We start from the raw sequence: 26275 nt of genomic DNA, 5'->3' as shown, positions 1-26275 counted from the left end.
TATGGGTAATCATTTCGACGGGTTGCGCCTGGCGGCGGCGCTGGGGGTCTTTGTCTCGCATGGCTTGTTCCTGTACCGGCTGCAGTTGCCGGTGCCGTTTCCTGGGCACAGCCTGGGATCGCTGGCGGTGTACGTGTTTTTCTTCATCAGTGGCTATCTGGTGCAGCAGAGCTGGATGCGCCAGCCGCAATGGCACGCTTTTGCGTTGAAGCGTTGCATGCGGGTTTTCCCCGGGCTGGTGGTGGCCGTGGCGTTTTCGGTGTTCGTGCTGGGCTGGGCGGTGACGACCCTGCCCACGGCGGCCTATTGGCGCGCGCCCGGAACATGGATGAACTTCTTCAACAACGCGGCGGGCCTGGCGACGGTGCAGACGCTGCCCGGGGTGTTCGAGTCGAACCCTTTCGCGCGGGCGGTGAATGGTTCGTTGTGGACGATTCGCTATGAGCTGTTCATGTATGCGCTGCTGGCACTGCTGGCCTGGTGCACCCGGGGGCGGCGCTGGGCCTCTCCGGCAGCGGTAGTTGCCTTGGCGGTCCTGTGGATGGGCGCCCGCCAGGGGCAGTGGGACGTCCGCTGGGCGGCCATTGGCGGCTGGGGGGCCGATGTGTTCCGGTGGGCGGATTTCTGCGCTTTCGGCGTGCCCTTTTTCCTGGGCGGCACGTTTGCCGCATACGCCGTGCGTCCGCGCGGGTGGATGGCCGGGGCGGCGCTGCTGGCGGCGCTGTGCGCCTACTACGCCGACGCCGAGCCGCTGCGCCAGTTGGCGGTGTGGGGGCTGATTGCCTGCGGGGTGTTCTATGCCGCGCATGCCGGGGCGCCGGTGCGGCAGGGCCGGGGGCGCACCGATATTTCCTACGGGGTTTACATCTATGCATTCCCCGTCCAGCAGGCGGTGACGGAGCTGTGCTTGCGCCAGGGCTGGCCGCTGGCGGTGTGCCTGGGGCTTTCGCTGGTGCTGGTGCTGGCGCTGGCGGCCGCGTCGTGGTTCGGGGTGGAGCGGCCTTGCTTGCGGTATGGGAAGGCGTGATGCCACGGCCATAGCCATGGCTTTCGGGCCTGCGGGCTGAGCGGTTGTCTGGAGCCGCCTCCCTATTTTCCCGGAGGGGGGTGCCCGGCCCGGGAATTTGCTGCAAAATAGAACGCACGTTCGTTTTTGCCTGTTCCCATGCCCGTCGCCCTCAAGTCTCGCACAGCCTCCGTCTCCAGCGCCGCGCGCACCGGCCGGGGGCGCGCGCTGCAGAAAGGGCAGCAGACCAAGGCCGCCATCGTCGATGCGGCCCTGGGCCTGGCCACGCACATCGGGCTGGAGGGGCTGTCCATCGGCGCCCTGGCCGATGTCACGGGCATGAGCAAGTCCGGCGTGTTCGCGCACTTCGGTTCGCGCGAGGAGCTGCAGATCTCGGTGATCCGCGAATACCACCAGCGCTTCGAGCAGGAGGTGTTCTACCCCGCCCTGGCCGCGCCGCGCGGCGTGGCGCGCCTGCGCGCGCTGTTCGACAACTGGATGAAGCGCACCTCGGTCGAGATCGACTCGGGCTGTATCTACATCAGCGGCGCGGTCGAGTTCGACGAGCGCGCCGGCCCGGTGCGCGACGCGCTGGCCGATTCGGTACTGACCTGGCACGCCGCCATGCGCCGCGCCATCCAGCAGTGCAAGGAATGCGGCGACCTGCAGGCCGACGTGAAGGAGGAGCAGATGCTCTTCGAGATCCACGGCCTCATCCTGGCGCTGCACTACGAGGCGCGCTTCCTGCGCCACGCGGGCTCGATCGAGCGCGCGCTGACCGGCTTCGACAACATCCTGGCCCACTATGGCGCGCACGCGCGCCAGCCGGGCTGATTCCCTTTTCCACCCAACGCATCACTCAAGGAGTACGCACATGCCCACCTACCAGCCGCCACTGCGCGACATGCACTTTGTCCTGCACGAAGTCTTCCACGTCGCCGACGAGCTCAAGGCGATGCCTGCGCATGCCGAGACGGATGCCGACACCATCAACGCCGTGCTCGAGGAAGCCGGCAAGTTCGCCGCCGAGGTGGCCTTCCCGCTGAACATCAGCGGCGACACCGAGGGTTGCAAGCACGACGTGGCCACGCATTCCGTGACCACGCCCAAGGGCTTCAAGGAAGCCTACGCCACTTACGTCGAGGGCGGCTGGCCCGCGCTGTCGTGCGACCCGCAGTACGGCGGCCAGGGCCTGCCCCACGTGGTCAACCAGTGCTTGTACGAAATGCTCAACAGCGCCAACCAGGCCTGGACCATGTACCCCGGCTTGTCGCACGGCGCGTATGAAGCGCTGCTGGCCCACGGCACCGACGAACAGAAGCAAACCTACCTGCCCAAGCTGGTGAGCGGCGAGTGGACCGGCACCATGTGCCTGACCGAGCCCCACTGCGGCACCGACCTGGGCCTGCTGCGCACCAAGGCCGAGCCCGTCGAAGGCGCACCCGAGGGCACCTACAAGATCACCGGCAACAAGATCTTCATCAGCGCGGGCGAGCACGACGTGGCGCCCAACATCGTGCACCTGGTGCTGGCCCGCCTGCCCGACGCGCCCAAGGGCAGCAAGGGCATCAGCCTGTTCGTGGTGCCCAAGTTCAACGTCAACGCCGATGGCTCGCTGGGCGCGCGCAACCCCATCTACTGCACCGGCCTGGAGCACAAGATGGGCATCCACGCCAATGCCACGGCGCAGATCGCCATCGACGGTGCCGTCGGCACGCTGGTGGGCCAGCCGCACAAGGGCCTGGCCGCCATGTTCGTGATGATGAACGCCGCGCGCCTGGGCGTGGGTAACCAGTCGCTGGGCCTGACCGAAGTGGCGTTCCAGAACGCGCTGGCCTATGCCAAGGACCGCATCCAGATGCGCAGCCTTTCGGGCACCAAGGCCAAGGACAAGGATGCCGACCCGATCATCGTGCACCCCGACGTGCGCAAGATGCTGCTCACCGCCAAGGCCTACGCCGAAGGCGCGCGCGCGCTGCAGATCTACTGCACGCTGCTGCTGGACAAGTCGCACCATCACCCCGACGAGAAGGTGCGCGCCGAGTGCGACGAGCTGGTGGCGCTGCTGACCCCGATCGTCAAGGCCTTCATCACCGACAACGGCCACATCTCCACCAACGCCTGCATGCAGGTCTTCGGCGGCCATGGCTTCATCAAGGAATGGGGCATGGAGCAGTATGTGCGGGACAACCGCATCAACATGATCTACGAAGGCACGAACACCGTGCAGTCGCTCGACCTACTGGGCCGCAAGGTGCTGGGCAACAACGGCGCCACGCTGAAGAAGCTGGGCAAGCTGATCGGCCAGCTGGTGCAGGAAGAGGGCGTGAACGAGAAGATGGCCGAGTTCATCAACCCCATCGCCATCCTGGGCGACCAGATGACCAAGTTCACCACCGAGATCGGCTTCAAGGGCATGCAGAACCCCGACGAAGTGGGCGCCGCCGCCGTCGATTACCTGCGCGTGGCCGGCCACCTGGTGTTTGGCTACCTGTTCGCCCGCATGGCCCAGGTGGCGCTGCGCGCCATCGCCGCCGGCAGCACCGACCCGTTCTATACCGCCAAGCTGCAGACGGCGCGCTTCTACTTCGCCAAGCTGTTCCCCGAAGTCCAGACGCTGATGCGCACGGCCCGCGCCGGCTGCAAGGTGCTGATGGACACCGACGCCGCCCTGGCCTGACCGGCGCGGTGTGTGGCGGGGGCGCGGCCGCTCCCGCCAGAAAACAGCCTTTTTGCCATGGAGACCTTATGAGACAAGCGCTAGCAGCTATCGCTTTGGTAGCAATCACGGCACCCGCCCTGGCCCAGATGACCCCGGTCGGGTTGTGGCGCAGCTTCGACGAAAAGACCAACGAGCCCAAGTCGGAGGTGCGCATCGGCGACAACGGCGGCGTGCTCGAGGGGCGCATCGACAAACTGCTGCGCAAGGGTGCAGACCCCGCCGCCAAGTGCACCGAATGTCGCGATGAGCTGAAGGACCAGCCCATGGTGGGCCTGCGCATCATCAAGGACGCGAAGAAGGCCGAGGGCAAGGACGTGTGGGAGGACGGCAAGATCCTCGACCCCGAGAACGGCAAGTTCTACACCCTGCGCCTGACCCCCATCGAGGGCGGCAAGAAGCTTGAAGTGCGCGGCTCCATCGGTCCGTTCGGCCGCACGCAGACCTGGCAGCGCGTGGAGTAACCCCCTCATTCATCCCCGGATTCAAAGACAACCATGTCCCGATTCAATGTGAAAAAAGTCGCCGTTCTCGGCGCGGGCGTGATGGGCGCGCAGATCGCGGCCCACCTCGTCAACGTGAAGGTGCCCGTGGTGCTGTTCGACCTTCCCGCCAAGGAAGGCCCCAAGAGCGGCATCGCCGAGCGCGCCATCGCCAACCTGAAGAAGCTCAAGCCCTCGCCCATCGGCGTGGCCGAGGACGCCGACCTGATCCAGGCCGCGAACTACGAGGAGCACCTGAAGCTGCTGAAGGAGTGCGACCTGGTGATCGAGGCCATCGCCGAGCGCATGGACTGGAAGCTCGACCTGTACACCAAGATCGCTCCGTTCGTGGCCAAGCACGCCATCGTGGCGAGCAACACCTCGGGCCTGTCGATCACCAAGCTGAGCGAGGCGCTGCCCGAGGCCATCAAGCCGCGCTTTTGCGGCATCCACTTCTTCAACCCGCCGCGCTACATGCCGCTGGTGGAGCTGATTCCCACCCCGACGACCGAGCCCGTGGTGCTCGACCAATTGGAAGCCTTCGTCACCAGCGGCCTGGGCAAGGGCGTGGTGCGTGCCAAGGACACGCCCAACTTCATCGCCAACCGCATCGGCATCGCCGGCATGCTGTCCACGATGAAGGAAGTGGAGAACTTCGGCCTGAGCTACGACGTGGTCGATGACCTGACGGGCAAGAAGCTCGGCCGTGCGTCCTCGGGCACCTTCCGCACCGCCGACGTGGTGGGCCTGGACACCATGGCCCATGTCATCAAGACGCTGCAGGACAACCTGAGCCTGGAGACCGACCCGTTCTACGGCAGCTTCGGCACGCCCGCCGTGCTCCAGAAGCTGATCGAACTGGGCAACCTCGGCCAGAAGACCAAGGCCGGCTTCTTCAAGAAGGTGGGCCGCGACATCCTGCGCTTCGAGCTGGAGAGCGAGGAATACGTGCCCGCCGGCCAGAAGGCCGACGACGTGTACGCGCGCATGCTCAAGCGCCCCGCCGCCGAGCGCCTGCAACTGCTGCGCAATGCCGAAGGCGCGCCGGGCCAGTTCCTGTGGGCCATTTTGCGCAACAGCTTCCACTACGCCGCGCTGCACCTGGAGGCCATCGCCGACAGCGCGCGCGACGTGGACCAGGCCATGCGCTGGGGCTTCGGCATGAAGCAGGGCCCGTTCGAGCTGTGGCAGGAAGCCGGCTGGCTCGAAGTCGCCCGCATGGTGCAGGAGGACATCGACGCGGGCAAAGCGCTGTGCAAGGCGCCGCTGCCTCAATGGGTGTTCGAGGGCCCGGTGGCCCAGGCCGGCGGCGTGCACACGGCCGAAGGTTCGTGGAGCCCTGCGCTGGGCAAGTTCGTGCCGCGCCGCGTGCTGCCCGTGTACCAGCGCCAGCTGTTCCCCGAGAAGCTGCTGGGCGAGGCCAGCCTGCCCGACTGGCAGACGGCCGGCACCACCATTGCCGAATCGCGCGCGCTGCGCACCTGGACGCTGGACGGCCAGGTGCTGATCGCCAGCATCAAGAACAAGATGCACGCCATCAGCCCCGAAGTGATGGAAGGGCTGGTGGAAGCCGTCGAGCTGGCCGAGGCCGCGTACCAGGGCATGGTCATCTGGTCGGGCGACGCGCCGTTCTCGGTGGGCGCCGACCTGGAAGCCACCATGCCCGCCTTCGTGGTGGGCGGCGCCGACGCCATCGAGAGCGTGGAGCAGGAGCTGCAGAACCTGATGATGCGCATCCGCTACGCGCAGGTGCCGGTGGTCGCTGCCATCCATGGCATGGCGCTGGGCGGCGGCTGCGAGCTGGCCGTGTACTCGGCGCGCCGTGTGGCCCACATGGAAAGCTACATCGGCCTGGTGGAAGTGGGCGTGGGCCTGGTGCCCGGCGCCGGCGGCCTGACCTACATCGCCCGCCGCGCGGCCGAGAACATGGCCAAGAGTACCAGCCGCGATCTGCTGCCCTTCCTGACCGAAGGCTTCACCGGCGCCGCCATGGCCAAGGTGGGCACCAGCGCCATCGAGTCGCGCAAGCTCGGCTACCTGCTGGATTCCGACATCATCGTGCCGCACAAGGACGAGGTGCTGTTCGTCGCCATCAACGAAGCCAAGGCCATGGCCGCTGGCGGCTGGCGCGCCCCGCTCAAGCGCCTGTTCCCCGTGGCGGGCCGCAGCGGCCTGGCCACCATCAAGGCCCAGCTGGTCAACATGCGCGACGGCGGCTTCATCAGCGCCTACGACTTCAAGATCGCCAGCATGATCGGCGACGTGGTCTGCGGCGGCGACGTGGACGCGGGCGCCCTGGTGAGCGAGGAATACCTGCTCACGCTGGAGCGCAAGGTGTTCTGCCACCTCATCGCCCAGCCCAAGACGCACGAGCGCATCCTGGGCATGCTGAACACCGGCAAGCCGGTGCGGAACTAATGACCATCCCCCTGAGTCGCTTCGCGCCTTCCCCCTTCTCTCGCGCTACGCGCGGGAAGGGGGACGCCGCCGGTGGCCTGGCAAAGCCAGCTCCACGGCGTCTGCTGGCTTGGCGTGCGCTAGTTGCATGCGCCAGGAGCAGCGCTTAAGCGCTTTGGAAAATTGAGAAGGACACTCACCATGAAACAAGTGCAAGACGCCTACATCGTTGCCGCCACGCGCCTGCCCATCGGCCGTTCGGGCCGCGGCTACTTCCGCAACACCCGCCCCGACGACCTGCTGGTGGCCGCCATCCGCGGCGCCATGGCCCAGGTGCCCACGCTGGACCCCAAGGCCATCGAGGACTCGATCATCGGCTGCTCCTTCCCCGAGGGCGAGCAGGGCATGAACATGGCGCGCATCGCCATGGGCCTGGCCTTCGACCACCCCGTGGGCGGCGTGACGGTGAACCGCTTCTGCGCCTCGGGCGTGACGGCCATCCAGATGGCGGCCGACCGCATCCGCGTGGGCGAGGCAGACGTGCTGATCGCCGGCGGCGCCGAATCCATGAGCCTGGTGCCCATGGGCGGCAACAAGCCCTCGTTCAACCCCGAGGTGTTCGCGCGCGACGAGAACGTCGGCATCGCCTACGGCATGGGCCTGACGGCCGAGAAGGTGGCGCAGCAGTGGGGCGTGACGCGCGAGGCCCAGGACGCCTTCGCACTCGAATCACACCTGCGCGCCATCAAGGCCCAGCAGGCGGGCGAGTTCACCGACGAGATCACGCCGTTCGAGATCGTCGAGCGCACCCCCAACCTCGCCACCGGCGCGGTGGTGGAAAAGAAGCGCACCGTGAACCTGGACGAAGGCCCGCGCCCCGACACCTCGCTGGAAGGGCTGGCCAAGCTGCGTCCGGTGTTCGCCGCGCGCGGCAGCGTCACGGCGGGCAACAGCTCGCAGACCAGCGACGGCGCGGGCGCGCTGATCCTGGCGAGCGAGAAGGCCGTCAAGCAGTTCGGCCTGACGCCGCTGGCGCGCTTCGTGAGCTACGCCGCGCGCGGCGTGCCGCCCGAGATCATGGGCATCGGTCCGATCGAGGCTATTCCCGCCGCGCTGCGCTACGCCGGCCTGAAGAGCGACGACATCGGCTGGTACGAGCTGAACGAGGCCTTCGCGGCCCAGTCCCTGGCGGTGGTGAACACCCTGGGCCTGGACCCGGCCAAGGTCAACCCCATGGGCGGCGCCATCGCCCTGGGCCACCCGCTGGGCGCCACCGGCGCCATCCGCGCTGCCACGGTGGTGCATGCGCTGCGCCGCCACAACCTGAAGTACGGCATGGTCACCATGTGCGTGGGCACGGGCCAGGGCGCTGCCGGCATTTTCGAGCGCGTCTGACGCACCTTTGACGCACCTGCCGCCCGTCCCCCGTGCAGGGGGCGGGCGGCTGCCTTCTTCCATGCGAGCCGACGCAGAGCGGCACCGAACCCAGGAGACCGACATGGAACCCCGCACCAGGCGATACGCCAGCGCAGTCGCTGGGACGACGGCGGCGCCCGCCAACTCCGGGCACACTTGCGCGCCATGAGCACTTCCCAATCCCACCCCCTGGACGCGGCGCTGGCGCTCGCGTCGTCCGCGCCCGGCCAGTACGCGGGCCAGACCAGCCCGGCCTACTGGAACATGGTCGGGCCCTTTGGCGGCGTCACCGCCGCCACGCTGCTGCAGGCCGTGCTGCAGCACCCCGACTGCCTGGGCGAGCCGCTGTCGCTCACCGTGAACTATGCCGGCGCGCTGGAGGCCGGGCCCTTCACGCTGCAGGCCGTGCCGGTGCGCACCAACCGTTCCACGCAGCACTGGACCCTGGCCATTTCCCAGGCCGGAGCCGACGGCCAGCCGGTCGTGACCACTACTGCCACCGCCGTGACCGCCACGCGCCGCGACACCTGGAGCGCCAGCGACCAGCCCCTGCCGCCGGTGCCCGCGCCCGCGCAGTGCCCGCAGGCCGAGGCCTTCTTCGGCTCCGAATGGCTGCGGCGCTACGAGATGCGGCTGGTCGAAGGCAGCCTGCCCACGCAGTGGGACGGCAGCGGCGACTCCAGCCTGACGCGGCTGTGGATGCGCGATGCGCCCGCGCGGGCGCTGGACTTCTGCGCCCTCGCGGCCATGGCCGACATCTTCTTCCCGCGCGTGTGGCTGCGCCGCGCGCAGATGGTGCCGGCCGGCACGGTGTCGATCACCATCTACTTCCATGCGAGCCGCGCCCAGCTCGCCGCCACGGGCGAAGGCTACCTGCTGGGGCAGGCGCGCGCCCAGGAATTCCGCCACGGCTTCTTCGACCACAGCGCCCAGCTGTGGAACGAGGCGGGCACGCTGCTCGCCACCAGCCACCAGATCGTCTATTACAAAGAGTGACCCCCCAAGGAGATTGCACGCCATGAGCGAAGCCACGACCCAGGACATCCTGATCCACACCGAAGCCGGTGTCTGCACCATCACCCTCAACCGCGCCGGGAAGAAAAACTCGCTGACGCAGGCCATGTACACCACCCTGGCCGAGGCGCTCGCCCAGGCCGAGGCCGACGCCGCCACCCGCGTGGTGGTGTTCCAGGGCGACCCCGCCATCTTCAGCGCCGGCAACGACATCGGCGACTTCCTGAACGCGCCGCCGGCCACGCAGGAGTCGCCCGTGTTCCGCTTCCTGCGCGCCCTGGCCGGCTTTTCCAAGCCCATCGTGGCCGCCGTGTGCGGCCCGGCCGTGGGCATCGGCACCACCATGCTGTTCCACTGCGACTTGGTCTATGCGGGCGACAACGCGGCGTTCTCCATGCCCTTCGTGAACCTGGGCCTGTGCCCCGAGGCCGCTTCGAGCCTGCTGGTGCCGCAGATGCTGGGCTACCACCGCGCCGCCGAGGCGCTGCTGCTGGGCGAGCCCTTCATGGCCGAGGCCGCGCTGGAGGTGGGCCTGGTCAACCGCGTGGTGCCGCCGACCGAGTGCAACGCCGTGGCCCAGGCGCAGGCCCGGAAGCTGGCCGCCAAGCCCTTGTCGTCGCTGGTCGAGACCAAGCGGCTGATGAAGAAAGGCCTGCTGGCCCCGGTGCTCGAACGCATGGCGGAAGAGGGCGCGAGCTTCGGCCGCATGCTGCGCGAGCCCGCGGCGCGCGAGGCGTTCACCGCGTTCATGGAAAAGCGCCCGCCCGATTTCAGCAAGGTTTGACATGGGCAAGGCCACCGCGGCTCCGGCCGCTTTCGAGCCCGAGTTCATCGAGGGCGTGCGCACGATCTTCGAGGAGAAGATCGTCTTCAACCAGTTGCTGGGCCTGAAGGTGCAGGACGTGGCGCCCGATTGCGTGACGGCGCGCATCGACATGCGCCCCGACCTGATCGGCCACTACGCCTACAACCGCATGCACGGCGGCGTCATCAGCGCCGGGCTCGACGCCATGGGCGGCCTGGCCGTGATGGCGGCCATTGGCGCCCGCCACATGGACGAAGCGCCACTGCAGCGCCTGCTGCGCTTCGCCAAGCTCGGCACCATCGACCTGCGCATCGACTACCTGCGCCCGGCCATCGGCCAGCATTTCGAGCTGCGCGCGCAGGTGCTGCGCCTGGGTTCGCGCGTGGCCACGACGCGCATGGAGTTCCTCGGGGCCGACGGGCAGTTGCTCTCGGCCGGCGCGGCCGCCTACATCGTCTCCTGAGGGCTGCCGCCGCCCCCGTGGTTGCAACAGGATGGCGGCTGGCGTGTGCCGGTGCAAGACCTGCAAGTGCAGGCAACAAACGAAGGGTTTGCTTACGGCTCTTGCGTGATGCTGGAATTTGTCACGCATCAAGGCTTCTACGATGGGTTTTTTCCCGTTGAACCCAGGAGTCCTGATGGCCGTGCAAAACCCCTTCTTTGGCAAACGTGAACCCGAATCGCCGTTGATGCGCACCAGCGCCCAGCCGCTGTCCAGCGGCAGTGCCACGGGCACCAGCGCCGCCGCCAGCCCGGCAGCGCCCGCGGCGCAGGCCAGGCCAGGCCACGCCGACAGCGGCGGCAGCAAGCTCACGGTGGGGCCCAACATCAAGCTCAAGGGCGTGGAGATCACCGACTGCGACACGCTGGTGGTCGAGGGCACGGTCGAGGCGACCATGGATTCGCGCGTGATCCAGATCGCCAAGGAGGGCGCTTTCCACGGCACGGCCCAGATCGACGTGGCCGAGATCCATGGCCTGTTCGACGGCACGCTCACCGTGCGCGAGAAGCTCGTGATCCACAGCGGCGGCAAGGTCAGCGGCAAGATCCGCTACGGCAAGGTGGTGATCGAGGAAGGTGGCCAGCTCACTGGCGAGATCTCCGCAGGCAACGCTGCGGCGGCCCTGGCGGTGCGCCCGTGAGGCGGCCGCACCGGGGCGGTGCTGGCCTGAGTTACCCCTGCTGCGGCGGGATCGGCCGGGGCTTGCCGCTGGCGTCGATGGCCACGTAGGTCAGGAGCGCCTCCGTCACCTTCACATAGCTGCCCTGGGTGGCGAAGCGCTCGGCATACACCTCCACGTCCACCGTGACCGAGGTGCGGCCCAGGCGCACCACGCTGGAGTAGAACGACAGGATGTCGCCCACGCGCACGGGCTGCTTGAAGACGAACTCTTTCACCGCTACCGTGGCCATGCGCCCCTGCACCACGCGCGCGGGCAGCACCGCGCCGGCCAGATCGACCTGTGCCATCACCCAGCCGCCGAAGATGTCGCCGTTGGCATTCGTGTCGGCGGGCATGGGAATGACTTTCATCACCAGCTCCTTGTTGGCGGGCAATTCGGACGTGGGGCGCGCTGCGGGCTGGGACATGGGCACAATCGTTGGTTTTGCTGATCTCCCGGATTCTCTCCCATGCGCCGCCAAGGCGAACACGCCCCCCCGCAAAACCCCGCATCTCCTGCATCCTCCGCGCCGCCGCGCTCCGACGGCGCCACGCTGGCGCGCCTGCTGCCCTATCTGTGGACGTACAAATGGCGCGTCGCCGCGGCCATCGCCTTCATGGTCGGCGCCAAGATGGCCAACGTGGGCGTGCCGCTGCTGCTCAAGCGCCTGGTGGACGCCATGGACGTGCCGCCCGGCGGCAGCACCGCGCTGCTGGTGGTGCCGGTGGGGCTGCTGCTGGCCTACGGCCTGCTGCGCCTGTCCACCGCGCTGCTGACCGAGCTGCGCGAGCTGGTGTTCGCCAAGGCCACGCACGGCGTGGAGCGCAGCATCGCGCAGACGGCGTTCGAGCACCTGCACAGCCTGAGCCTGCGCTTTCACCTGGAGCGCCAGACCGGCGGCATGACGCGCGACATCGAGCGCGGCGTGGGCGGCATCGAGTCGCTGATCTCCTATGCGCTCTACAGCATCCTGCCCACGCTGATCGAGGTGGCGCTGGTGCTGGGCATCCTGGCGGTGAAGTTCGACGCCTGGTTCGCCATCATCACGGGGGCGGCGCTGGCCGTGTACATCGCCTTCACCGTCAGCGTGACCGAATGGCGCACCCAGTACCGCCGCCGCGTCAACGAGTTCGACTCGGCCGCGAACACCAAGGCCATCGACTCGCTGCTCAACTACGAGACCGTCAAGTACTTCAACAACGAGGCCTTCGAGGCCCGGCGCTACGGCGAGAGCCTGCAGCGCCTGTTCGCCGCGCGCCTCAAGAGCCAGACCACGCTGTCGCTGCTCAACGCCGGGCAGCAGCTCATCATCGCCATCGGCCTGGTGGCCATGCTCTGGCGCGCCACGCAGGGCGTGGCCGAGGGCCGCATGACGCTGGGCGACCTGGTCATGGTCAACGCCTTCATGATCCAGCTCTACATGCCGCTGAACTTCCTGGGCGTGATCTACCGCCAGATCAAGCAGAGCCTGACCGACCTGGAAAAGATGTTCGTGCTCATGGACAAGGAGCGCGAGGTGGCCGACGCGCCCGGCGCCGTGGCCCTGGCCGGGCTGGAGCAGCCCGCCGTGCGCTTCGAGGACGTGCACTTCGCCTACGAAAGCGGGCGCCCCATCCTGCAGGGCGTGGGCTTCGAGATCCCGGCCGGCAGGACGGTGGCCGTGGTCGGCCCTTCGGGCGCGGGCAAGAGCACGCTGAGCCGCCTGCTGTTCCGCTTCTACGACATCCAGCAGGGCCGCATCACCATCGCCGGGCAGGACATCCGCGCCGTGACGCAGCAGTCGCTGCGCCGCGCCATCGGCATCGTGCCGCAGGACACGGTGCTGTTCAACGACACCGTGGCCTACAACATCGCCTATGGCCGGCCCGACGCCACGCAGGCCGAGGTGGAGCAGGCGGCGCGCGCGGCGCACATCCACGGCTTCATCGCCGCCACGCCCAAGGGCTACGACACCATGGTGGGCGAGCGCGGCCTCAAGCTCTCGGGCGGCGAGAAGCAGCGCGTGGCCATCGCGCGCACGCTGCTCAAGAACCCGCCCATCCTGATCTTCGACGAAGCCACGAGCGCGCTCGACTCGGCCAACGAACGCGCCATCCAGGCCGAACTGCGCCAGGTGGCCCGGGGCAAGACCACGCTGGTGATCGCGCACCGCCTGTCCACCGTGGTGGATGCGCACGAGATCCTGGTCATGGAGGCCGGGCGCATCGTCGAACGCGGCACGCACGCCGCGCTGCTGGCGGCCGGCGGGCACTATGCGCGCATGTGGGCGCTGCAGCAGAATTCGGGTGAAAACGGGCTCTAGCCCTTATCCATAAAGCGCTGGCAGCTATGCTTTCAGGAGTGATTGGCCGTCACGCCTGCTCCACCCGGTTGCGCCCCAGGGTCTTGGCGCGGTACAGCGCCTCGTCGGCCTGGCCGATCAGCGTCTGGGCCGGCACCGGCCGGCCCGGCGCCAGCAGGGCCAGCCCGATGCTCACCGTGACGTGGCCCTGCGGCGCCAGGGCGTGCGCGATGGCCAGGTGCTGCACGGCGGCGCGCAGCGACTCGGCCAGTTGGCGCGCCGCCGCCGCGCCGGTGTTGGCCGCGATGACGGCGAACTCCTCCCCGCCGTAGCGCGCCGCCAGGTCGCCCGCGCGGCGCGTGGTCTCCAGCAAGACCTGCGCGATGGCCCTAAGGGTCTCGTCGCCCGCCTGGTGGCCGTAGTGGTCGTTGTAGTCCTTGAAGAGGTCCACGTCGAGCATCAGCAGCGCCAGCGGCTGCTGGCTGCGCTGCGCGCGCGCCCACTCCAGCGCCAGCGTGCTGTCGAAGTGCCGCCGGTTGGCGATGCCGGTGAGCCCGTCGGTCACGGCCAGCGCTTCGAGCTGGCGGTTGGCCTCGGCCAGGGCCGCGGTGCGCTCGTGCACGCGCTGCTCCAGCTCCTGGGTGTTGCGCTGCAGGTGCTCGGCCATGTCGCCCAGGGCCAGCGACAGGTCGGCGACCTCGCGCACCGCGCTGGGCAGGGGCGGCGGGGATTGCCAATGCCCCTGGGCCAGCCGCTGCGCCCACTGGTGGATGGACAGCAGCGGCTGCGCGAGGCGCTGGGCCACCCACATGGCCAGCAGCACGCCGAACAGGCCGAAGGCCAGCGTGAGGTAGCCGGTGGTGTGCAGCGTGTCCCGCGCCGGGCCGGTGAAATGGCGCTCCGGCAGGCCGACGACGATGGTCAGCGCTGGCCCATCGGGGAGCTGGATGGTCTGCCAGTTGGTCAGGTAGCGCTCGCCCTGCACGGTGATGCGCTGGCGGCCCTCGGTGGCCTGGCTGGCGCGCACCGTGGCCTGGGCGCTGCGGATGGCGGGGTTCTCGCTGGCGTCGGCCTGGATGCGCCGCGCCGTTTCGCCGTCGAGGTGGTACACCGGCTCGCTGCCGGAGCTGGCCAGGAGCGCGCCGTCGCCCTCGGTGAGGAAGGCCACGCCGCCGATGCTGGCCGTGAGCTCGCGCAGCAGCTCGCTCAGCTGCGACAGCGCCACGTCCGCCGCGAGCACGCCGACGAAGCGCCGGCCCTGGTCGTACAGCGGCACCGACATGCCGATCCCCATGGCGTCGTAAACGCCCTCGGCGTCCTGGATGGTGTAGCGGTAGGCCGGGTACCAGCAGATGGCGTTGGCCGTCACCGCGGCCCGGAACCAGGGCCGGTCGCGCACGTCGAAATGGCGGTTGCCGGTGAACGCGAGCGGGCTGCTACGGTAGTCGTCGTCCACGCGCTGGATGTGCAGCGCGTGCCCGGTGGCGCTGCTCGAGCGCATTACGTTCAGCGCCTTGTCGCCGCCGCGCGGCGGGCGGCTGGCGGTGTAGTAATCGCCTTCCGTGGTGCCCAGGGACAGGAAGGTCAGCAGGGGCTGGCGCCGCATCTGCAGCAGGAAGTTGTGCAGCGCTGCCTGGGGCTGGTCGGTACGCAGCAGGCCGGCGCGGAACTGCTCGGCGTTGTAGATCACCATCTGGCGCGGGATGTCGAAGAAGGCCGTGACCCGGTCGTGGATGCGCAGCGCCATCTCGGTGGCGTGGCGCTGCTCCAGCTCGTCCGCCGCCTGGGTCGACGCCTCGAAGGACAGCAGGGCCGACAGGCCCACCATCACCGGCACGGGCACCAGCACGGCCAGCAGCAGCACGGCGCGCAGCCCGTAGCGGCGCGGCCCCGGGGCCGTGGCGGATTGGTGCGCCGCGCCGCGCAGCCGCCACGCCAGGAGCGCGAGGAGGGGCGCCAGAGCCAGGCACAGGCCGGCCGCGCGCAGCGCCCAGGCGCGGCCTGGCGGGTAGGCGGCGGGGTGCAGCGGCGCCGCGCCGATGTCCCAGGTGCTGTCGCTCAGCGCCAGGCGCGCCTGGGCGTGCGGGCCCTGGAACACGGCGGGGTCGCCGAAGACCGGGCGGGCGTGCTGCTGCGGCAGCGCGCTGCGGATGGCCAGGGCGAAGCCAGCCTGGGGCGCCAGGAACCCGGCGGAGCGCAGCAGCCGCTCCAGGTCCACGCCCATGGACACGTGGCCCCAGAGCACGTCCTCGCCGCTGCTGGGCAGGTGCACGAACACGGCGGTGCGGGCGATGATGCCGTCCTTGCCGGTCTGGATCAGGCGCACCGGCACGTCGAAGGCAGTGGCGCGCGTTTCGCTCGCGCGCTTGAAGCTGGCCATGAACTCCGGCCGCAGGTCGTAGTTCAGCCCGACGATGGCTTCATTGCCCTGCTGCGGGTAGACGAAAACCGCCTTGGCGTGGCGCGACACCAGCACGCTGGCGAGCAGCGGCTCCTCGGCCACGGCCTGCGCCGCCAGGGCCTCCAGGGCGGTGGGGGACATGCCGGCGTCGTGCGCCAGCGCCTGTGCCAGCGCGCGGTTGTGCCGGGCGATGCCGTCCAGGCGCGCCTGCAGGCGCGCGCCATGCGCGTCGAGCTGGCCTTGCAGTTCGTTCAGCGCGGCCTGGCGCGCGCGATCGCGGTCATAGGCTTCGGCGCCGATGACCGCGGCAAGGCACGCCAGCAGCCACAGCGCCGCCGCGAGCAGGAAATGTCGCATGCCCCTCCTCGAAGAGCCCGTGAACACGTTCTCGCAGGCAATTTATCCCAGATCATCCGGCCGCCAGGGTGGGAGTTACGCGCGTGGCACGGCGCGCGCAGGGGCGCCGCTGGGCCCAATAGTTTGAATAAAAAAGAGCTTCTGGCGCTTGCCAGGCAAGCGCCAGAAGCTCTTTTTTTGATAGCGTTACGGCTTGCGCGCGGCGATGGCCTTTTCGGCCGCCTGCACCAGGTCGGCGCCGATCTGGTTCTTCCACTTGTCGTGCACCGGGCGCGTGGCCTTGACGAAGGCTTCGCGCTCGGCGGGGCTGAGCTGGGTGATGGTCACGCCGTGGGCGGCGATTTCCTTGAGCAGCGGCTTGCCTTCCTCGACCATGCCCTTGCGCGCGATGGCGATTTCTTCCTTACCGGCCTCGATGGCGGCCTGGCGCACGGCCTCGCGGTCGGCGGGCGTCCAGCTGTTCCAGATGTCCTTGTTCACCACGAAGACCAGCGGGTCGTTCATGTAGCCCCACATGGTGATGTGCTTCTGCGCCACGGTGTGCAGCTTGGCGGCCTGGTACACCGAGATGGGGTTCTCCTGGCCGTCCACGGCGCCGCTGGCCATGGCGGGCTGGGCGTCGGCCCAGCTCATCTGCGTGGGGTTGGCGCCCAGGGCGGTGAAGGTGTCGAGGAACAGCGGCGAGCCCACCACGCGGATCTTCAGGCCCTTGAGGTCGGCCGGGCTCTTGATGGCGTGCTTGGAGTTGCTGATCTCGCGGTAGCCGTTCTCGCCCCAGGCCAGCGGCACCACGCCGGCCTTCTCCAGCGTGGCGAAGAGGCTCTTGCCGACCTCGCCCTGCGTCACCGCGTCCACGGCGGCGTAGTCGGGGAACAGGAAGGGCAGCGAGAACAGGTTGAGCTGCTTGACCTGGGGCGACCAGTTGATGGTCGAGCCCACGGCCATGTCGATCACGCCCTGGCGCAGCGCGCTGAATTCGCGCGTCTGGTCGCCCTGGATCAGCGACACGCCGGGGTAGAGCTTGATGTTGATGCGGCCCTGGGTCTTTTCCTTGACCTTGGCGGCCCAGATCTCGCCGCCCTTGCCCCAGGGGAAGGCCGTGCCGAGCACCAGCGACATGCGGTATTCGCTCTTGTAGTTCTGCGCCAGCGCGGGCGTGGCGAAGGCGAGTGCCGCGGCGGCGGCTACGGCCGAGGCGAGGAAGGTACGCAGTTTCATCAGACAGTCTCCTTGGGAAAAATCAGTAGCCCAGCTTGGCCGGCAGCCACAGGGCGAGTTGCGGGAAGGCGATCACGGCCACCATGACCAGGAACATGGCCAGCAGCATCGGGCCGACCCAGCGCACGGTGGACTCCATGCGCACGCCGGCGATGCGGCACGACACCATCAGGTTCACGGCCAGCGGCGGCGTGAACTGGCCCAGCGCCACCTTCAGCGTGAGGATCACGCCGAACCACACCGGGTCCCAGCCGTAGTGCTGCATGATGGGCAGCAGCAGCGGCACGAAGATCAGGAAGATCGAGATGCCGTCGAGGAACATGCCCACGGTGATGAGCAGCAGAATCAAGAGCGCCAGCACGCCGTATTCGCCCAGGCCCGAGTGCACGATGGCATTCGCCACCGGGTCGATCACGCCCAGCGTGGACAGCGAGAACGCGAAGATGCCCGCGAGCGAGACCACGATGAGGATCACGGCCGACAGCTCGCCCGCCTCGCGCAGGATGGGGAAGAGGTCGCGCACCTTGATCGTGCGGTGGACCGCCATGCCCACGAACAGGCCGTAGAACACTGCCACCACGGCGGCCTCGGTGGGCGTGAACCAGCCCGCGCGCATGCCGCCCAGGATCAGCACCGGCGCGGCCAGGCCCCACAGGGCTTCCTTGAGGCTCTGCCAGAACGGCGGGCGCGGCATGTCGGCCTCCAGCGCGCCCATCTTGTGCCGGCGCGCCATCCACACGGCGGGCACGATCAGCGCGATGCCCGCGAGCACGCCCGGCACCATGCCGGCCGCGAACAGCGCGGGCACCGAGGCGCCGGGCACCAGCACCGAGTAGATGATGAACGCCACCGAGGGCGGGATCAGGATGTCGGTGGCCGCCGCCGCGCCCACCACGCTGGCCGAGAAGCTGCCGGGGTAGCCGGCGCGGCTCATGGCAGCGATCATCACGCCGCCCACGGCGGCCGCGTTGGCCGGGCCCGAGCCCGAGATGCCGCCCAGGAACATGGCCACGGTGATGGCCACCAGCGGCAGCATGCCGGGGCCGCGCCCGACGATGGACACGGCGAAGTTCACCAGCCGCAGTGCCACGCCCGAGCGGTCGAAGATCGAGCCCACGAGCACGAACATCGGGATGGCCAGCAGCGGGTACTTGCCCAGCCCGGCGTAAAAGTTCTGCGGCACGGCCAGCAGGCCGAACCACTGCGCATCGGCGTTGGCCAGCGCGATGCAGGCCGCGCCCGCCAGCCCCAGGGCCGCGCCGATGGGCACGCCCACGAACATCATGGCCAGGAAAGCCACGAACAGCAGGGTGGCGATCATGCCTGGAAGTCCCCGTGGTGGTTTTCCGGCGGCGCCTGGCGGCCGCGGCGGATGAACAGGCCGATGGCGCGCCAGGCGATGAGCGCCGAGAACACGGGCAGCCACACCGAGTACCACCACTGCGGCACGCCGATGCCGGGCGAGGTCTCCTCGAAGCGGAAGTCGTCCCACACCACGCGCACGCTGAGCACGGCGATCACGCCGAACAGCAGCGCCACCATGAGCGCGCCGAAGCGCGCCAGCGCCTGGCGGCGGCGCGCGGAGCCGCCCTCGGCGAACCATTCGATGCGGATGTGCACGTCGCGCGCCACGGCGGCCGAGCCGGCGACGAGCGCGAGCACGATCATCAGGAACACCGAAATCTCCTCGGTCCAGGCGAACGAGGTGTCGGTGAAGTAGCGCACGATCACGTTGGCGAAGGTGATCAGCGCCAGCAGCGCCATCACGATGACGGTGAGCCAGTCTTCCAGGCGCAGCGAACGCGGCTCGTCAGGGCGGGGCGCGTCGTCTTGCGGCCCGGCGGGAGGTGTGGGGGACATGGGTGCAGTGAGTCGGAAAAGGCGAACATGGCGAATGCGGATCTCGCTGCCCCGCAGCGTTTTGCACCTGGGGCCGGGGAAGGGCGCCGGGTAGGCGCCGCGCTGCAGATTATGCGGCGCGGGCCGCGCGGGCGCAGGCCCGTGGCTTTTCCGTGCCGCCATGTCCCGGGCGGATAATGCCGCGCATGGAAACCAAGTGGTTAGAGGACTTTGTCAGCCTGGCGGAAACGCGCAGTTTCAGCCGCTCGGCGCAGTTGCGCCATGTGACGCAGCCGGCGTTCTCGCGCCGCATCCAGGCGCTGGAGGCCTGGGCCGGCACCGACCTGGTCGATCGCAGCTCCTACCCCACGCGGCTCACCCCCGCAGGCAAGACGCTGTACGACCAGGCCCTGGAGATGCTGCAGGGCCTGCACAACACGCGCGCCATGCTGCGCGCGCACACCAGTTCGGGCAAGGACGTGGTGGCCTTCGCCGTGCCGCACACGCTGGCGTTCACGTTCTTCCCGGCCTGGGTGTCGGAGCTGCACGCGCAGTTCGGCCCGTTCAAGAGCCGCCTGATCGCGCTGAACGTGCACGATGCGGTGATGCGCCTGGTCGAGGGGGGCTGCGACCTGCTGATCGCCTACCACCATCCCTCGCAGCCGATCCAGCTGGATGCGGAGCGCTATGAGATGGTGAGCCTGGGGCAGGAGGCCCTGGCGCCCTATGCCAAGCCCGATGCACAGGGCCAGCCGCTGTACCGCCTGCCTGGCGCAGCGCAGCTGCCGCTGCCCTACCTGGGTTACGCGGCGGGGGCCTATCTGGGGCATTTGACCGACCTGATCCTCAAGCAGTCGGGCATCCCGATCCACCTCGACCGGGTCTACGAGACCGACATGGCCGAGGGGCTCAAGGCCATGGCCCTGGAAGGCCACGGCGTCGCCTTCCTGCCGTCGAGCGCCGTGCGCAAGGAACTGGCGGCGGGCAAGCTGGTGGGTGCCGCGCCCGCCGAGCTGCGGGAGCCGCTGCAGATGGTGATGGACGTGCGCGCCTACCGCGAGCGGCCCATGGGCAAGGACGTGCCCCAGGGCACGGCCCAGGCCCTTTGGGCCCACCTGCAGGCGCATGGCGCCCCATGCCTAGGGTAAATACGGACATAAAAATTCTGCATAATCCTGTTTTGTAATCGGCATTGGCATTTGCCCGGGTGTGCTCTTACAGTCTGCAACCTTGCTGCGCGGCAGGGTCGCCGTACAGGCCGCCACGGCGCAGCACACCCCCTTGGGATGCGTCCAAAAGACGCCACCCTTTGTTACAAGCAGGACCTCGGTACGGAGCCGTCACATGAAGAAGCAGCACTTGGGCATGGCATTGGGCTTCGCGCTGCTGTGCTGTACCGCGGGTGCTGGCGCGCAGGGCGTGCTCGACCGGGTCGCGGCGGGGGGCAAGCTGGTGCTGGCGCACCGCGCGTCCTCGGTTCCTTTCTCCTACGTGCACGAGGGCAAGCCAATGGGCTATGCCGTCGACCTGTGCCTGCGGCTGGCCGAGGCCGTGCGCAGGAAAACCGGCATGAAGGACATGGCCGTCGCATTCCTGCAAGTCACGCCGGAAAACCGCATGGCCATGGTCGAGCAGGGCAAGGCGGACCTGGAGTGCGGCTCCACCACCAACAATGCCGAGCGCCGGGAGAAGGTGGCGTTCACCATTCCCCATTTCATCACCGGCACGCGCCTGCTCATGAAGGCGTCCAGCAAGGTCACGCGCATGGAAGACCTGGCGGGCAAGAAGCTGGTGTCCACGCGCGGAACGACGGCCTACAAGGTGGCCGAGAAGGCTGGCCGCGAGCGTCTCATGGGCTTCACGCTGCTGGAGGCGCCGGACCACGCCCGCGCCGTGGAGATGGTCGAGAAGGGCGAGGCCGACGCTTTCGCCATGGACGACGTGCTGCTCTACAGCCTGGCGGCCAGCCGCCCCGACCCCAAGGCGCTCAAGGTCGAGGGCCGCTTCCTGACCACCGAGGCCCTGGCCATCGCGCTGCCCAGGCAGGACGCTGCCTTCAAGCAAGTCGTGGACGAGGAAATGCGCCGCCTGATCACCAGCCGCGAGATCCTGGCCATCTATGACAAGTGGTTCATGCAGCCCATCCCGCCGCAGGGCAGGGCGTTGCATCTCCCGGTAAGCTATTTGCTGCGGGACTTCTGGAAATACCCTACGGATCAGGTCCCCTTTTAGGGCTATACCTCTTATCCTGTCGTTTCGATAGGCGTGGACCGTGCGGCCAAGAACCGCGGGCCCGCGCTCCCAACCTTCCCTTCGCTTCACCCATAAGGAGTTTGTATGAAGAAGCAATTGCTGGCGGTGGCCGTCACCGCGCTGGCCGCAACCGCAGCCTTCGCCCAGGCCAACGACACCCTGGCCAAGATCAAGTCCTCGGGCGCGGTCACGCTGGGCGTGCGCGAGTCCTCGGGCCTGGGCTATACCCTGGGCAATGGCAAGTACGTCGGCTTCCATACCGAGATGGGCGAGCGCGTGCTGGCCGACATCCAGAAGCAGCTGGGCCTGGCCAAGATGGAGATCAAGTACCAGCCCGTGACGTCGCAGAACCGCATCCCGCTGGTGACCAACGGCACGGTGGACATCGAGTGCGGCTCCACCACCAACAGCGCGGCCCGCCAGAAGGAAGTGGCCTTTGCCGTGACCACCTACGTGGAGGAAGTGCGCATCGCCGTGAACGCCAAGTCCGGCATCACCGGCATCAAGGACCTGAACGGCAAGACCATCGTCACCACGACGGGCACGACCTCGGTGCAGACGCTGCGCAAGAACAAGCGCGCCGATGGCCTGACCTTCAAGGAAGTGATGGGCAAGGACCACGCCGACAGCTTCCTGATGCTGGAGACCGGCCGCGCCGACGCCTTCATCATGGACGGCTCCATCCTGGCCGCCAACATCTCCAAGTCCAAGAGCCCCGCCGACTACAAGATCGTCGGCGAAGTGCTGTCGGTCGAGCCCATCGCCTGCATGCTGCGCAAGGACGACCCGGCCTTCAAGAAGGCCGTGGACGACTCCATCAAGCGCCAGATCGCCGATGGCAGCCTGGGCAAGCTGTATGACAAGTGGTTCCTGGAGCCGATTCCCCCGGCCAACGTGAAGATCGGCCTGCCGCTGTCCGACGCCACCAAGGAAGCCTGGGCACACCCCAACGACAAGCCGATGGAGGCTTACGAAGTCAAGTAAGCGGCGTTTCCATGCTCCGCCCCTTCTGCCGCGTGGTTGGAGGGGCGTTTTTTGTTGTCACCCGCCGTGTGCGGGTCATTGAAGGGATGTTCCTATGAGCTGGGAATGGCAGGTGTTCTGCCAGGACACCATTACCCAAGAGGTGGGCGCGAGCTGCTTCGGCAAGAACGGCGATGTCACCTACCTCGACTGGATGCTGTCGGCCTGGGGCTGGACGGTGTCGGTCTCGCTGCTTTCGCTGCTGATCGCCCTGGTGGTCGGCGCGGTCATCGGCACGCTGCGCACGCTGGAGGGCCGTCCGTGGACCGTGCGCCTGGGCAACGCCTGGGTCGAGTTTTTCCGCAATATTCCGCTGCTGGTCCACATCTTCCTGTGGTACCACGTGATCCCTGCGATGTTCCCGGCGATGAAGTCGCTGCCGGGGTTCGTGCTGGTGGTCTTCGCCCTGGGCTTCTTCACCTCGGCGCGCATCGCCGAGCAGGTGCGCTCGGGCATCCAGTCGCTGCCGCGCGGCCAGCGCTACGCGGGCATGGCGCTGGGCTTCACCACGTTCCAGTACTACCGCTACGTGCTGCTGCCGATGGCGTTCCGCATCATCATTCCGCCGCTCACCAGCGAGACCATGAACGTGTTCAAGAACTCGTCGGTGGCCTTCGCTGTGTCGGTGGCCGAGCTGACCATGTTCGCCATGCAGGCGCAGGAGGAAACGGCGCGCGGCGTCGAGGTGTACCTGGCCGTCACGGGCCTGTACGTGGTCTCGGCCTTCGCCATCAACCGCGTCATGGCGTTCATCGAGAAGCGCTCGCGCGTACCTGGCCTGATCGCCGCAGGCGGCGGGGGGCACTGACATGAACCTCAATATCGATTTCTCGTTCTACAACTGGGACCTCATCAGCAACTTCGTGCTGAAGGGCCTCACCTTCAGCGTGCTGCTGACCATCGTCGCCACGCTGGGCGGCGTGTTCTTCGGCACGCTGCTGGCGCTGATGCGCCTGTCGGGCAAGAAGTGGCTCGTGGTGCCCGCCACCATCTACGTCAACGGCATGCGCTCCATCCCGCTGGTGATGGTGATCCTGTGGTTCTTCCTGCTGGTGCCCCTGATCATCGGCCGCCCCATCGGCGCGGAAAGCTCCGCCGTCATCACCTTCGTCGCCTTCGAGGCCGCCTACTTCAGCGAAATCATGCGCGCCGGCATCCAGTCGATCCCGCGCGGCCAGGTGTTCGCCGGGCAGGCGCTGGGCATGACCTACGGGCAGAACATGAAGCTGGTGATCCTGCCCCAGGCCTTCCGCAACATGCTGCCGGTGCTGCTGACGCAGACCATCATCCTGTTCCAGGACACCTCGCTGGTCTACGCCATCGGTGCCTACGACATGCTCAAGGGCTTCGAGGTGGCGGGCAAGAACTTCGGCCGTCCCATCGAAGCCTACCTGGCGGCCGCCGTGCTGTATTTCGTGATGTGCTACGCGCTGTCGTGGAGCGTCAAGCGCCTGCACAAGAAGATCGCCATCATCCGCTGATGGCGTGTGAATGAGGAATTTCAACCATGATTGAACTGAAGAACGTCTCCAAGTGGTACGGCAGCTTCCAGGTGCTCAACGACTGCTCCACCAGCATCCAGAAGGGCGAGGTGGTGGTGGTGTGCGGGCCTTCCGGCTCCGGCAAGTCCACGCTCATCAAGACCATCAACGCGCTCGAGCCGATCCAGAAGGGCGAGATATGGGTCAACGGCACGGCCGTGCACGACCCCAAGACCGACCTGCCCAAGCTGCGCAGCCACGTCGGCATGGTGTTCCAGCACTTCGAGCTGTTCCCGCACCTGTCGGTGACCGAAAACCTGACCATCGCCCAGGTCAAGGTGCTCGGCCGCAGCCTGGACGACGCCAGGAAGCGCGGCCTGAAGATGCTCGACCGCGTGGGCCTGTCGGCGCACAAGGACAAGTTTCCCGGCCAGCTCTCGGGCGGCCAGCAGCAGCGCGTGGCGATCGCGCGCGCGCTGAGCATGGATCCGATCGTGATGCTGTTCGACGAGCCCACCTCGGCGCTCGACCCGGAGATGGTCGGCGAGGTGCTCGACGTGATGGTGGGCCTGGCCAACGAGGGCATGACCATGATGTGCGTGACGCACGAAATGGGCTTCGCCAAGCGCGTGAGCAACCGCGTGATCTTCATGGACGTGGGCGGCAAGATCCTGGAGGACTGCACGAAGGAGGAATTCTTCGGCAACCCCGACGCGCGCCAGCCGCGCACCAAGGATTTCCTCAACAAGATCCTGCAGCACTGAGCTGCGGTGCAAAAAAACAGGGCGCCATGGGCGCCCTGTTTGTTTGAGGGGCGGGTGAGTCAGCGCAGCCGCGCCAGCGCCGCGCTCGCCAGTTCGGCCATGCGCGAGAGGAATTCGGTGCCCATGGTGGCATCGAAGCGCTGCGGGTCGGGCGAGCCCAGTACCAGCAGGCCGAAGGCCGGGGTGGTGCTGTCGATGGTGCCCTCGCGCAGCGGCAGCAGCGCCATCGATTGCACCACCTCCGGCTGCGGCAGCCAGGCCGTGGCCTCGAAGCCGAGGTTGGGGCCGCAGAACGGCATGGTCAGCGAGGTGGCGAAGGCGCGCGTGTCCTCGCTCACGCCCGAGGCGAACGCCGCGCCCTGGTGCTGCGGTGCCACGCCCCACACGCGCAGCGCGGCCTGGGGCACGTCGAAGCGCGCCTGGATGCCGTCCGCCGCCACCTGGGGCAGGTCGGCCGGGTCGATGGCGCGCGCCAGCGTGCAGGCCCATTCGTGGATCTTCTGCGCGATGGCGGCGTTCTCGTTGCCGTGGCGCACCATGTCCATCACGCGCAGTTCCAGCCCCTTGATCTTTTCGCGCAGCAGCTCGGTCTGGCGTTCGTGCAGGCTCACGGCGCGCGCGCCGTGCGGGCTGGCGATGGTGATGCTGCCCAGCACCTCGGCATGGCGCTGGAAGAACTCCGGCGTGTTGATGAGGTACTCGGCGATGTCGGCTTCGGACAGCGGCGGCAGCGGTGCGGAAGAAGTCGTGGAAGTCATAGCAGGTCGGGGAGTTCGATCTGGCCCTCGAACACGGTGGTGGCGGGGCCGGTGAGAAAAACGGGGTCGCTGGCGCCGCCGGCCCAGGCGATGGACAGGCGCCCGCCGCGCGTGTGCACGTCCACCAGGCCGTCCAGCAGCCCCAGGCGGATGCCCGAGACCACGGCGGCGCAGGCGCCGGTGCCGCAGGCCAGCGTTTCGCCGGCGCCGCGCTCGTACACGCGCAGGCGCACCTGCGCGCGGTCGACGATTTGCAGGAAGCCCGCGTTCACCCGCGCCGGGAAGCGCGCGTGGCGCTCGATCAGCGGCCCCCAGGCGGCCACGGGCGCCGTGTCCACGTCGTCCACCAGCAGCACGGCGTGCGGGTTGCCCATGGAGGCGATTGCTATCGAAACATGAGCTTTTGGCGCAATCCCATCAAGCGTTAGAGGCCATTTTTCCCCTTGGTGCTGGGGCGTGGGCGTGAGGCCGCTGGCGTCGAACGGCAACTGCTGCGGCGCGAAGCGCGGCAGCCCCATGTCCACGGTCACGCGCCCGTCGGCCGTGAGGCGCGGGGCGATCACGCCGGCGCGGGTCTGCACGCGGATGCTGTCCTTGCCGGTCAGCCCCTGGTCGTGCACGAAGCGCGCGAAGCAGCGCGCGCCGTTGCCGCACTGCTCCACCTCGCCGCCGTCGGCGTTGTGGATCACGTACTCGAAGTCGATGCCCTCGGCCGCGGCCTGTGGGGCGGGGGCGCGCACGCTCAGGATCTGGTCGGCGCCGACGCCGAAGTGGCGGTCCGCCAGAAAGCGGTACTGCGCGGGCGACAGGCCCAGGCGGCCCTGGGTTTCGTCGAGCACGATGAAGTCGTTGCCCGCGCCCTGCATCTTGGTGAAACGGATCTGCATGATGGGCGCCC

24 protein-coding genes are annotated in these 26275 nt (G+C 68.2%); 17 read left to right on the top strand and 7 right to left on the bottom strand.

The genetic code is table 11. The features are described 5' to 3' along the window. Nucleotide 1 precedes the first annotated feature (1 nt). From YS110_11910 to YS110_11865, 10 genes are all read left to right on the top strand, one after another. Complete coding sequence (locus YS110_11910; GenBank protein UJB67435.1) at nt 2–1027, top strand: acyltransferase; 1026 nt, start codon at nt 2–4, stop codon at nt 1025–1027. A gap of 138 nt (nt 1028–1165) precedes the next feature. Beyond that, on the top strand, nt 1166–1840 hold the full coding sequence (locus YS110_11905; GenBank protein ID UJB65402.1) for a TetR/AcrR family transcriptional regulator: 675 nt from the start codon (nt 1166–1168) through the stop codon (nt 1838–1840). Between the two features lie 40 nt (nt 1841–1880). Continuing rightward, entirely contained in the window at nt 1881–3686 is a 1806-nt protein-coding gene (locus YS110_11900) for an acyl-CoA dehydrogenase C-terminal domain-containing protein (GenBank protein UJB65401.1), read from the top strand. Nucleotides 3687–3754: 68 nt separating this feature from the next. Further along, a complete protein-coding gene (locus tag YS110_11895; protein ID UJB65400.1) occupies nt 3755–4189 on the top strand; it encodes a DUF2147 domain-containing protein in 435 nt (144 codons plus the stop codon). 33 nt (nt 4190–4222) lie between these two features. Continuing rightward, entirely contained in the window at nt 4223–6625 is a 2403-nt protein-coding gene (locus YS110_11890; GenBank protein ID UJB65399.1) for an enoyl-CoA hydratase/isomerase family protein, read from the top strand. Between the two features lie 180 nt (nt 6626–6805). Continuing rightward, entirely contained in the window at nt 6806–7999 is a 1194-nt protein-coding gene (locus YS110_11885; GenBank protein UJB65398.1) for an acetyl-CoA C-acyltransferase, read from the top strand. 186 nt (nt 8000–8185) lie between these two features. Further along, nucleotides 8186–9016, top strand: coding sequence for a thioesterase family protein (locus YS110_11880; GenBank protein UJB65397.1), 831 nt, complete (start codon nt 8186–8188; stop codon nt 9014–9016). Between the two features lie 22 nt (nt 9017–9038). After that, on the top strand, nt 9039–9818 hold the full coding sequence (locus YS110_11875) for an enoyl-CoA hydratase (protein UJB65396.1): 780 nt from the start codon (nt 9039–9041) through the stop codon (nt 9816–9818). 1 nt (nt 9819) lies between these two features. Further along, nucleotides 9820–10302 carry a thioesterase family protein gene (locus tag YS110_11870; GenBank protein ID UJB65395.1) on the top strand — a complete coding sequence of 161 codons (483 nt, stop codon included), beginning with the start codon at nt 9820–9822 and terminating at the stop codon, nt 10300–10302. A 175-nt stretch (nt 10303–10477) separates the two neighbouring features. Continuing rightward, the gene (locus tag YS110_11865) at nt 10478–10981 is read left to right on the top strand and encodes a polymer-forming cytoskeletal protein (protein UJB65394.1); all 504 of its coding nucleotides are present in this window, start codon (nt 10478–10480) and stop codon (nt 10979–10981) included. A gap of 31 nt (nt 10982–11012) precedes the next feature. On the opposite strand, the gene YS110_11860 is transcribed toward YS110_11865, so the two are convergent. After that, the gene (locus YS110_11860) at nt 11013–11429 is read right to left on the bottom strand and encodes an acyl-CoA thioesterase (GenBank protein UJB65393.1); all 417 of its coding nucleotides are present in this window, start codon (nt 11427–11429) and stop codon (nt 11013–11015) included. 42 nt (nt 11430–11471) lie between these two features. Between YS110_11860 and YS110_11855 the strand changes: the two genes are divergently transcribed. Then, nucleotides 11472–13304, top strand: a complete 1833-nt coding sequence (locus tag YS110_11855) for an ABC transporter ATP-binding protein/permease (protein UJB65392.1) — start codon at nt 11472–11474, stop codon at nt 13302–13304. A gap of 49 nt (nt 13305–13353) precedes the next feature. Here YS110_11855 and YS110_11850 read toward each other — a convergent pair whose 3' ends face one another. The 4 genes from YS110_11850 to YS110_11835 all read right to left on the bottom strand — a co-directional run bounded on the left by YS110_11850 (nt 13354) and on the right by YS110_11835 (nt 19119). Next, on the bottom strand, nt 13354–16041 hold the full coding sequence (locus tag YS110_11850) for a diguanylate cyclase (GenBank protein ID UJB65391.1): 2688 nt from the start codon (nt 16039–16041) through the stop codon (nt 13354–13356). 186 nt (nt 16042–16227) lie between these two features. Further along, entirely contained in the window at nt 16228–17259 is a 1032-nt protein-coding gene (locus tag YS110_11845; protein UJB65390.1) for a DctP family TRAP transporter solute-binding subunit, read from the bottom strand. 22 nt (nt 17260–17281) lie between these two features. Further along, nucleotides 17282–18580, bottom strand: coding sequence for a TRAP transporter large permease (locus YS110_11840; GenBank protein UJB65389.1), 1299 nt, complete (start codon nt 18578–18580; stop codon nt 17282–17284). Next, nucleotides 18577–19119, bottom strand: a complete 543-nt coding sequence (locus tag YS110_11835) for a TRAP transporter small permease (protein ID UJB65388.1) — start codon at nt 19117–19119, stop codon at nt 18577–18579. The genes YS110_11840 and YS110_11835 overlap by 4 nt, the downstream gene beginning before the upstream one ends. A 185-nt stretch (nt 19120–19304) precedes the next feature. On the opposite strand from YS110_11835, the gene YS110_11830 reads away from it, so the two are divergent. From YS110_11830 to YS110_11805, 6 genes are all read left to right on the top strand, one after another. After that, the gene (locus tag YS110_11830) at nt 19305–20246 is read left to right on the top strand and encodes a LysR family transcriptional regulator (GenBank protein UJB65387.1); all 942 of its coding nucleotides are present in this window, start codon (nt 19305–19307) and stop codon (nt 20244–20246) included. A 196-nt stretch (nt 20247–20442) separates the two neighbouring features. Next, nucleotides 20443–21330: an amino acid ABC transporter substrate-binding protein gene (locus YS110_11825; GenBank protein ID UJB65386.1), complete on the top strand. Its 888-nt coding sequence runs from the start codon at nt 20443–20445 to the stop codon at nt 21328–21330. Between the two features lie 105 nt (nt 21331–21435). Continuing rightward, a complete protein-coding gene (locus YS110_11820) occupies nt 21436–22335 on the top strand; it encodes an amino acid ABC transporter substrate-binding protein (GenBank protein ID UJB65385.1) in 900 nt (299 codons plus the stop codon). Between the two features lie 94 nt (nt 22336–22429). Further along, nucleotides 22430–23182, top strand: a complete 753-nt coding sequence (locus YS110_11815; protein UJB65384.1) for an amino acid ABC transporter permease — start codon at nt 22430–22432, stop codon at nt 23180–23182. Nucleotide 23183: 1 nt separating this feature from the next. Then, the gene (locus YS110_11810; protein UJB65383.1) at nt 23184–23855 is read left to right on the top strand and encodes an amino acid ABC transporter permease; all 672 of its coding nucleotides are present in this window, start codon (nt 23184–23186) and stop codon (nt 23853–23855) included. A gap of 26 nt (nt 23856–23881) precedes the next feature. Continuing rightward, the gene (locus YS110_11805) at nt 23882–24619 is read left to right on the top strand and encodes an amino acid ABC transporter ATP-binding protein (GenBank protein UJB65382.1); all 738 of its coding nucleotides are present in this window, start codon (nt 23882–23884) and stop codon (nt 24617–24619) included. A 59-nt stretch (nt 24620–24678) separates the two neighbouring features. Here the strand turns inward: YS110_11805 and YS110_11800 are convergent, their stop codons facing one another. Both YS110_11800 and dapF read right to left on the bottom strand, forming a co-directional pair. After that, nucleotides 24679–25377, bottom strand: coding sequence for a DUF484 family protein (locus YS110_11800; protein UJB65381.1), 699 nt, complete (start codon nt 25375–25377; stop codon nt 24679–24681). Further along, nucleotides 25374–26264, bottom strand: a complete 891-nt coding sequence (gene dapF, locus YS110_11795; GenBank protein ID UJB65380.1) for a diaminopimelate epimerase — start codon at nt 26262–26264, stop codon at nt 25374–25376. Before dapF ends, YS110_11800 begins: the two co-directional genes overlap by 4 nt. Between the last annotated feature and the right edge of the window lie 11 nt (nt 26265–26275).

The organism is Acidovorax sp. YS12, from assembly GCA_021496925.1.
Taxonomy (GTDB): domain Bacteria; phylum Pseudomonadota; class Gammaproteobacteria; order Burkholderiales; family Burkholderiaceae_C; genus Paenacidovorax.
Note: the sequence above shows the minus strand (reverse complement) of the source record. Positions and strands in the feature narration are given on the sequence as shown.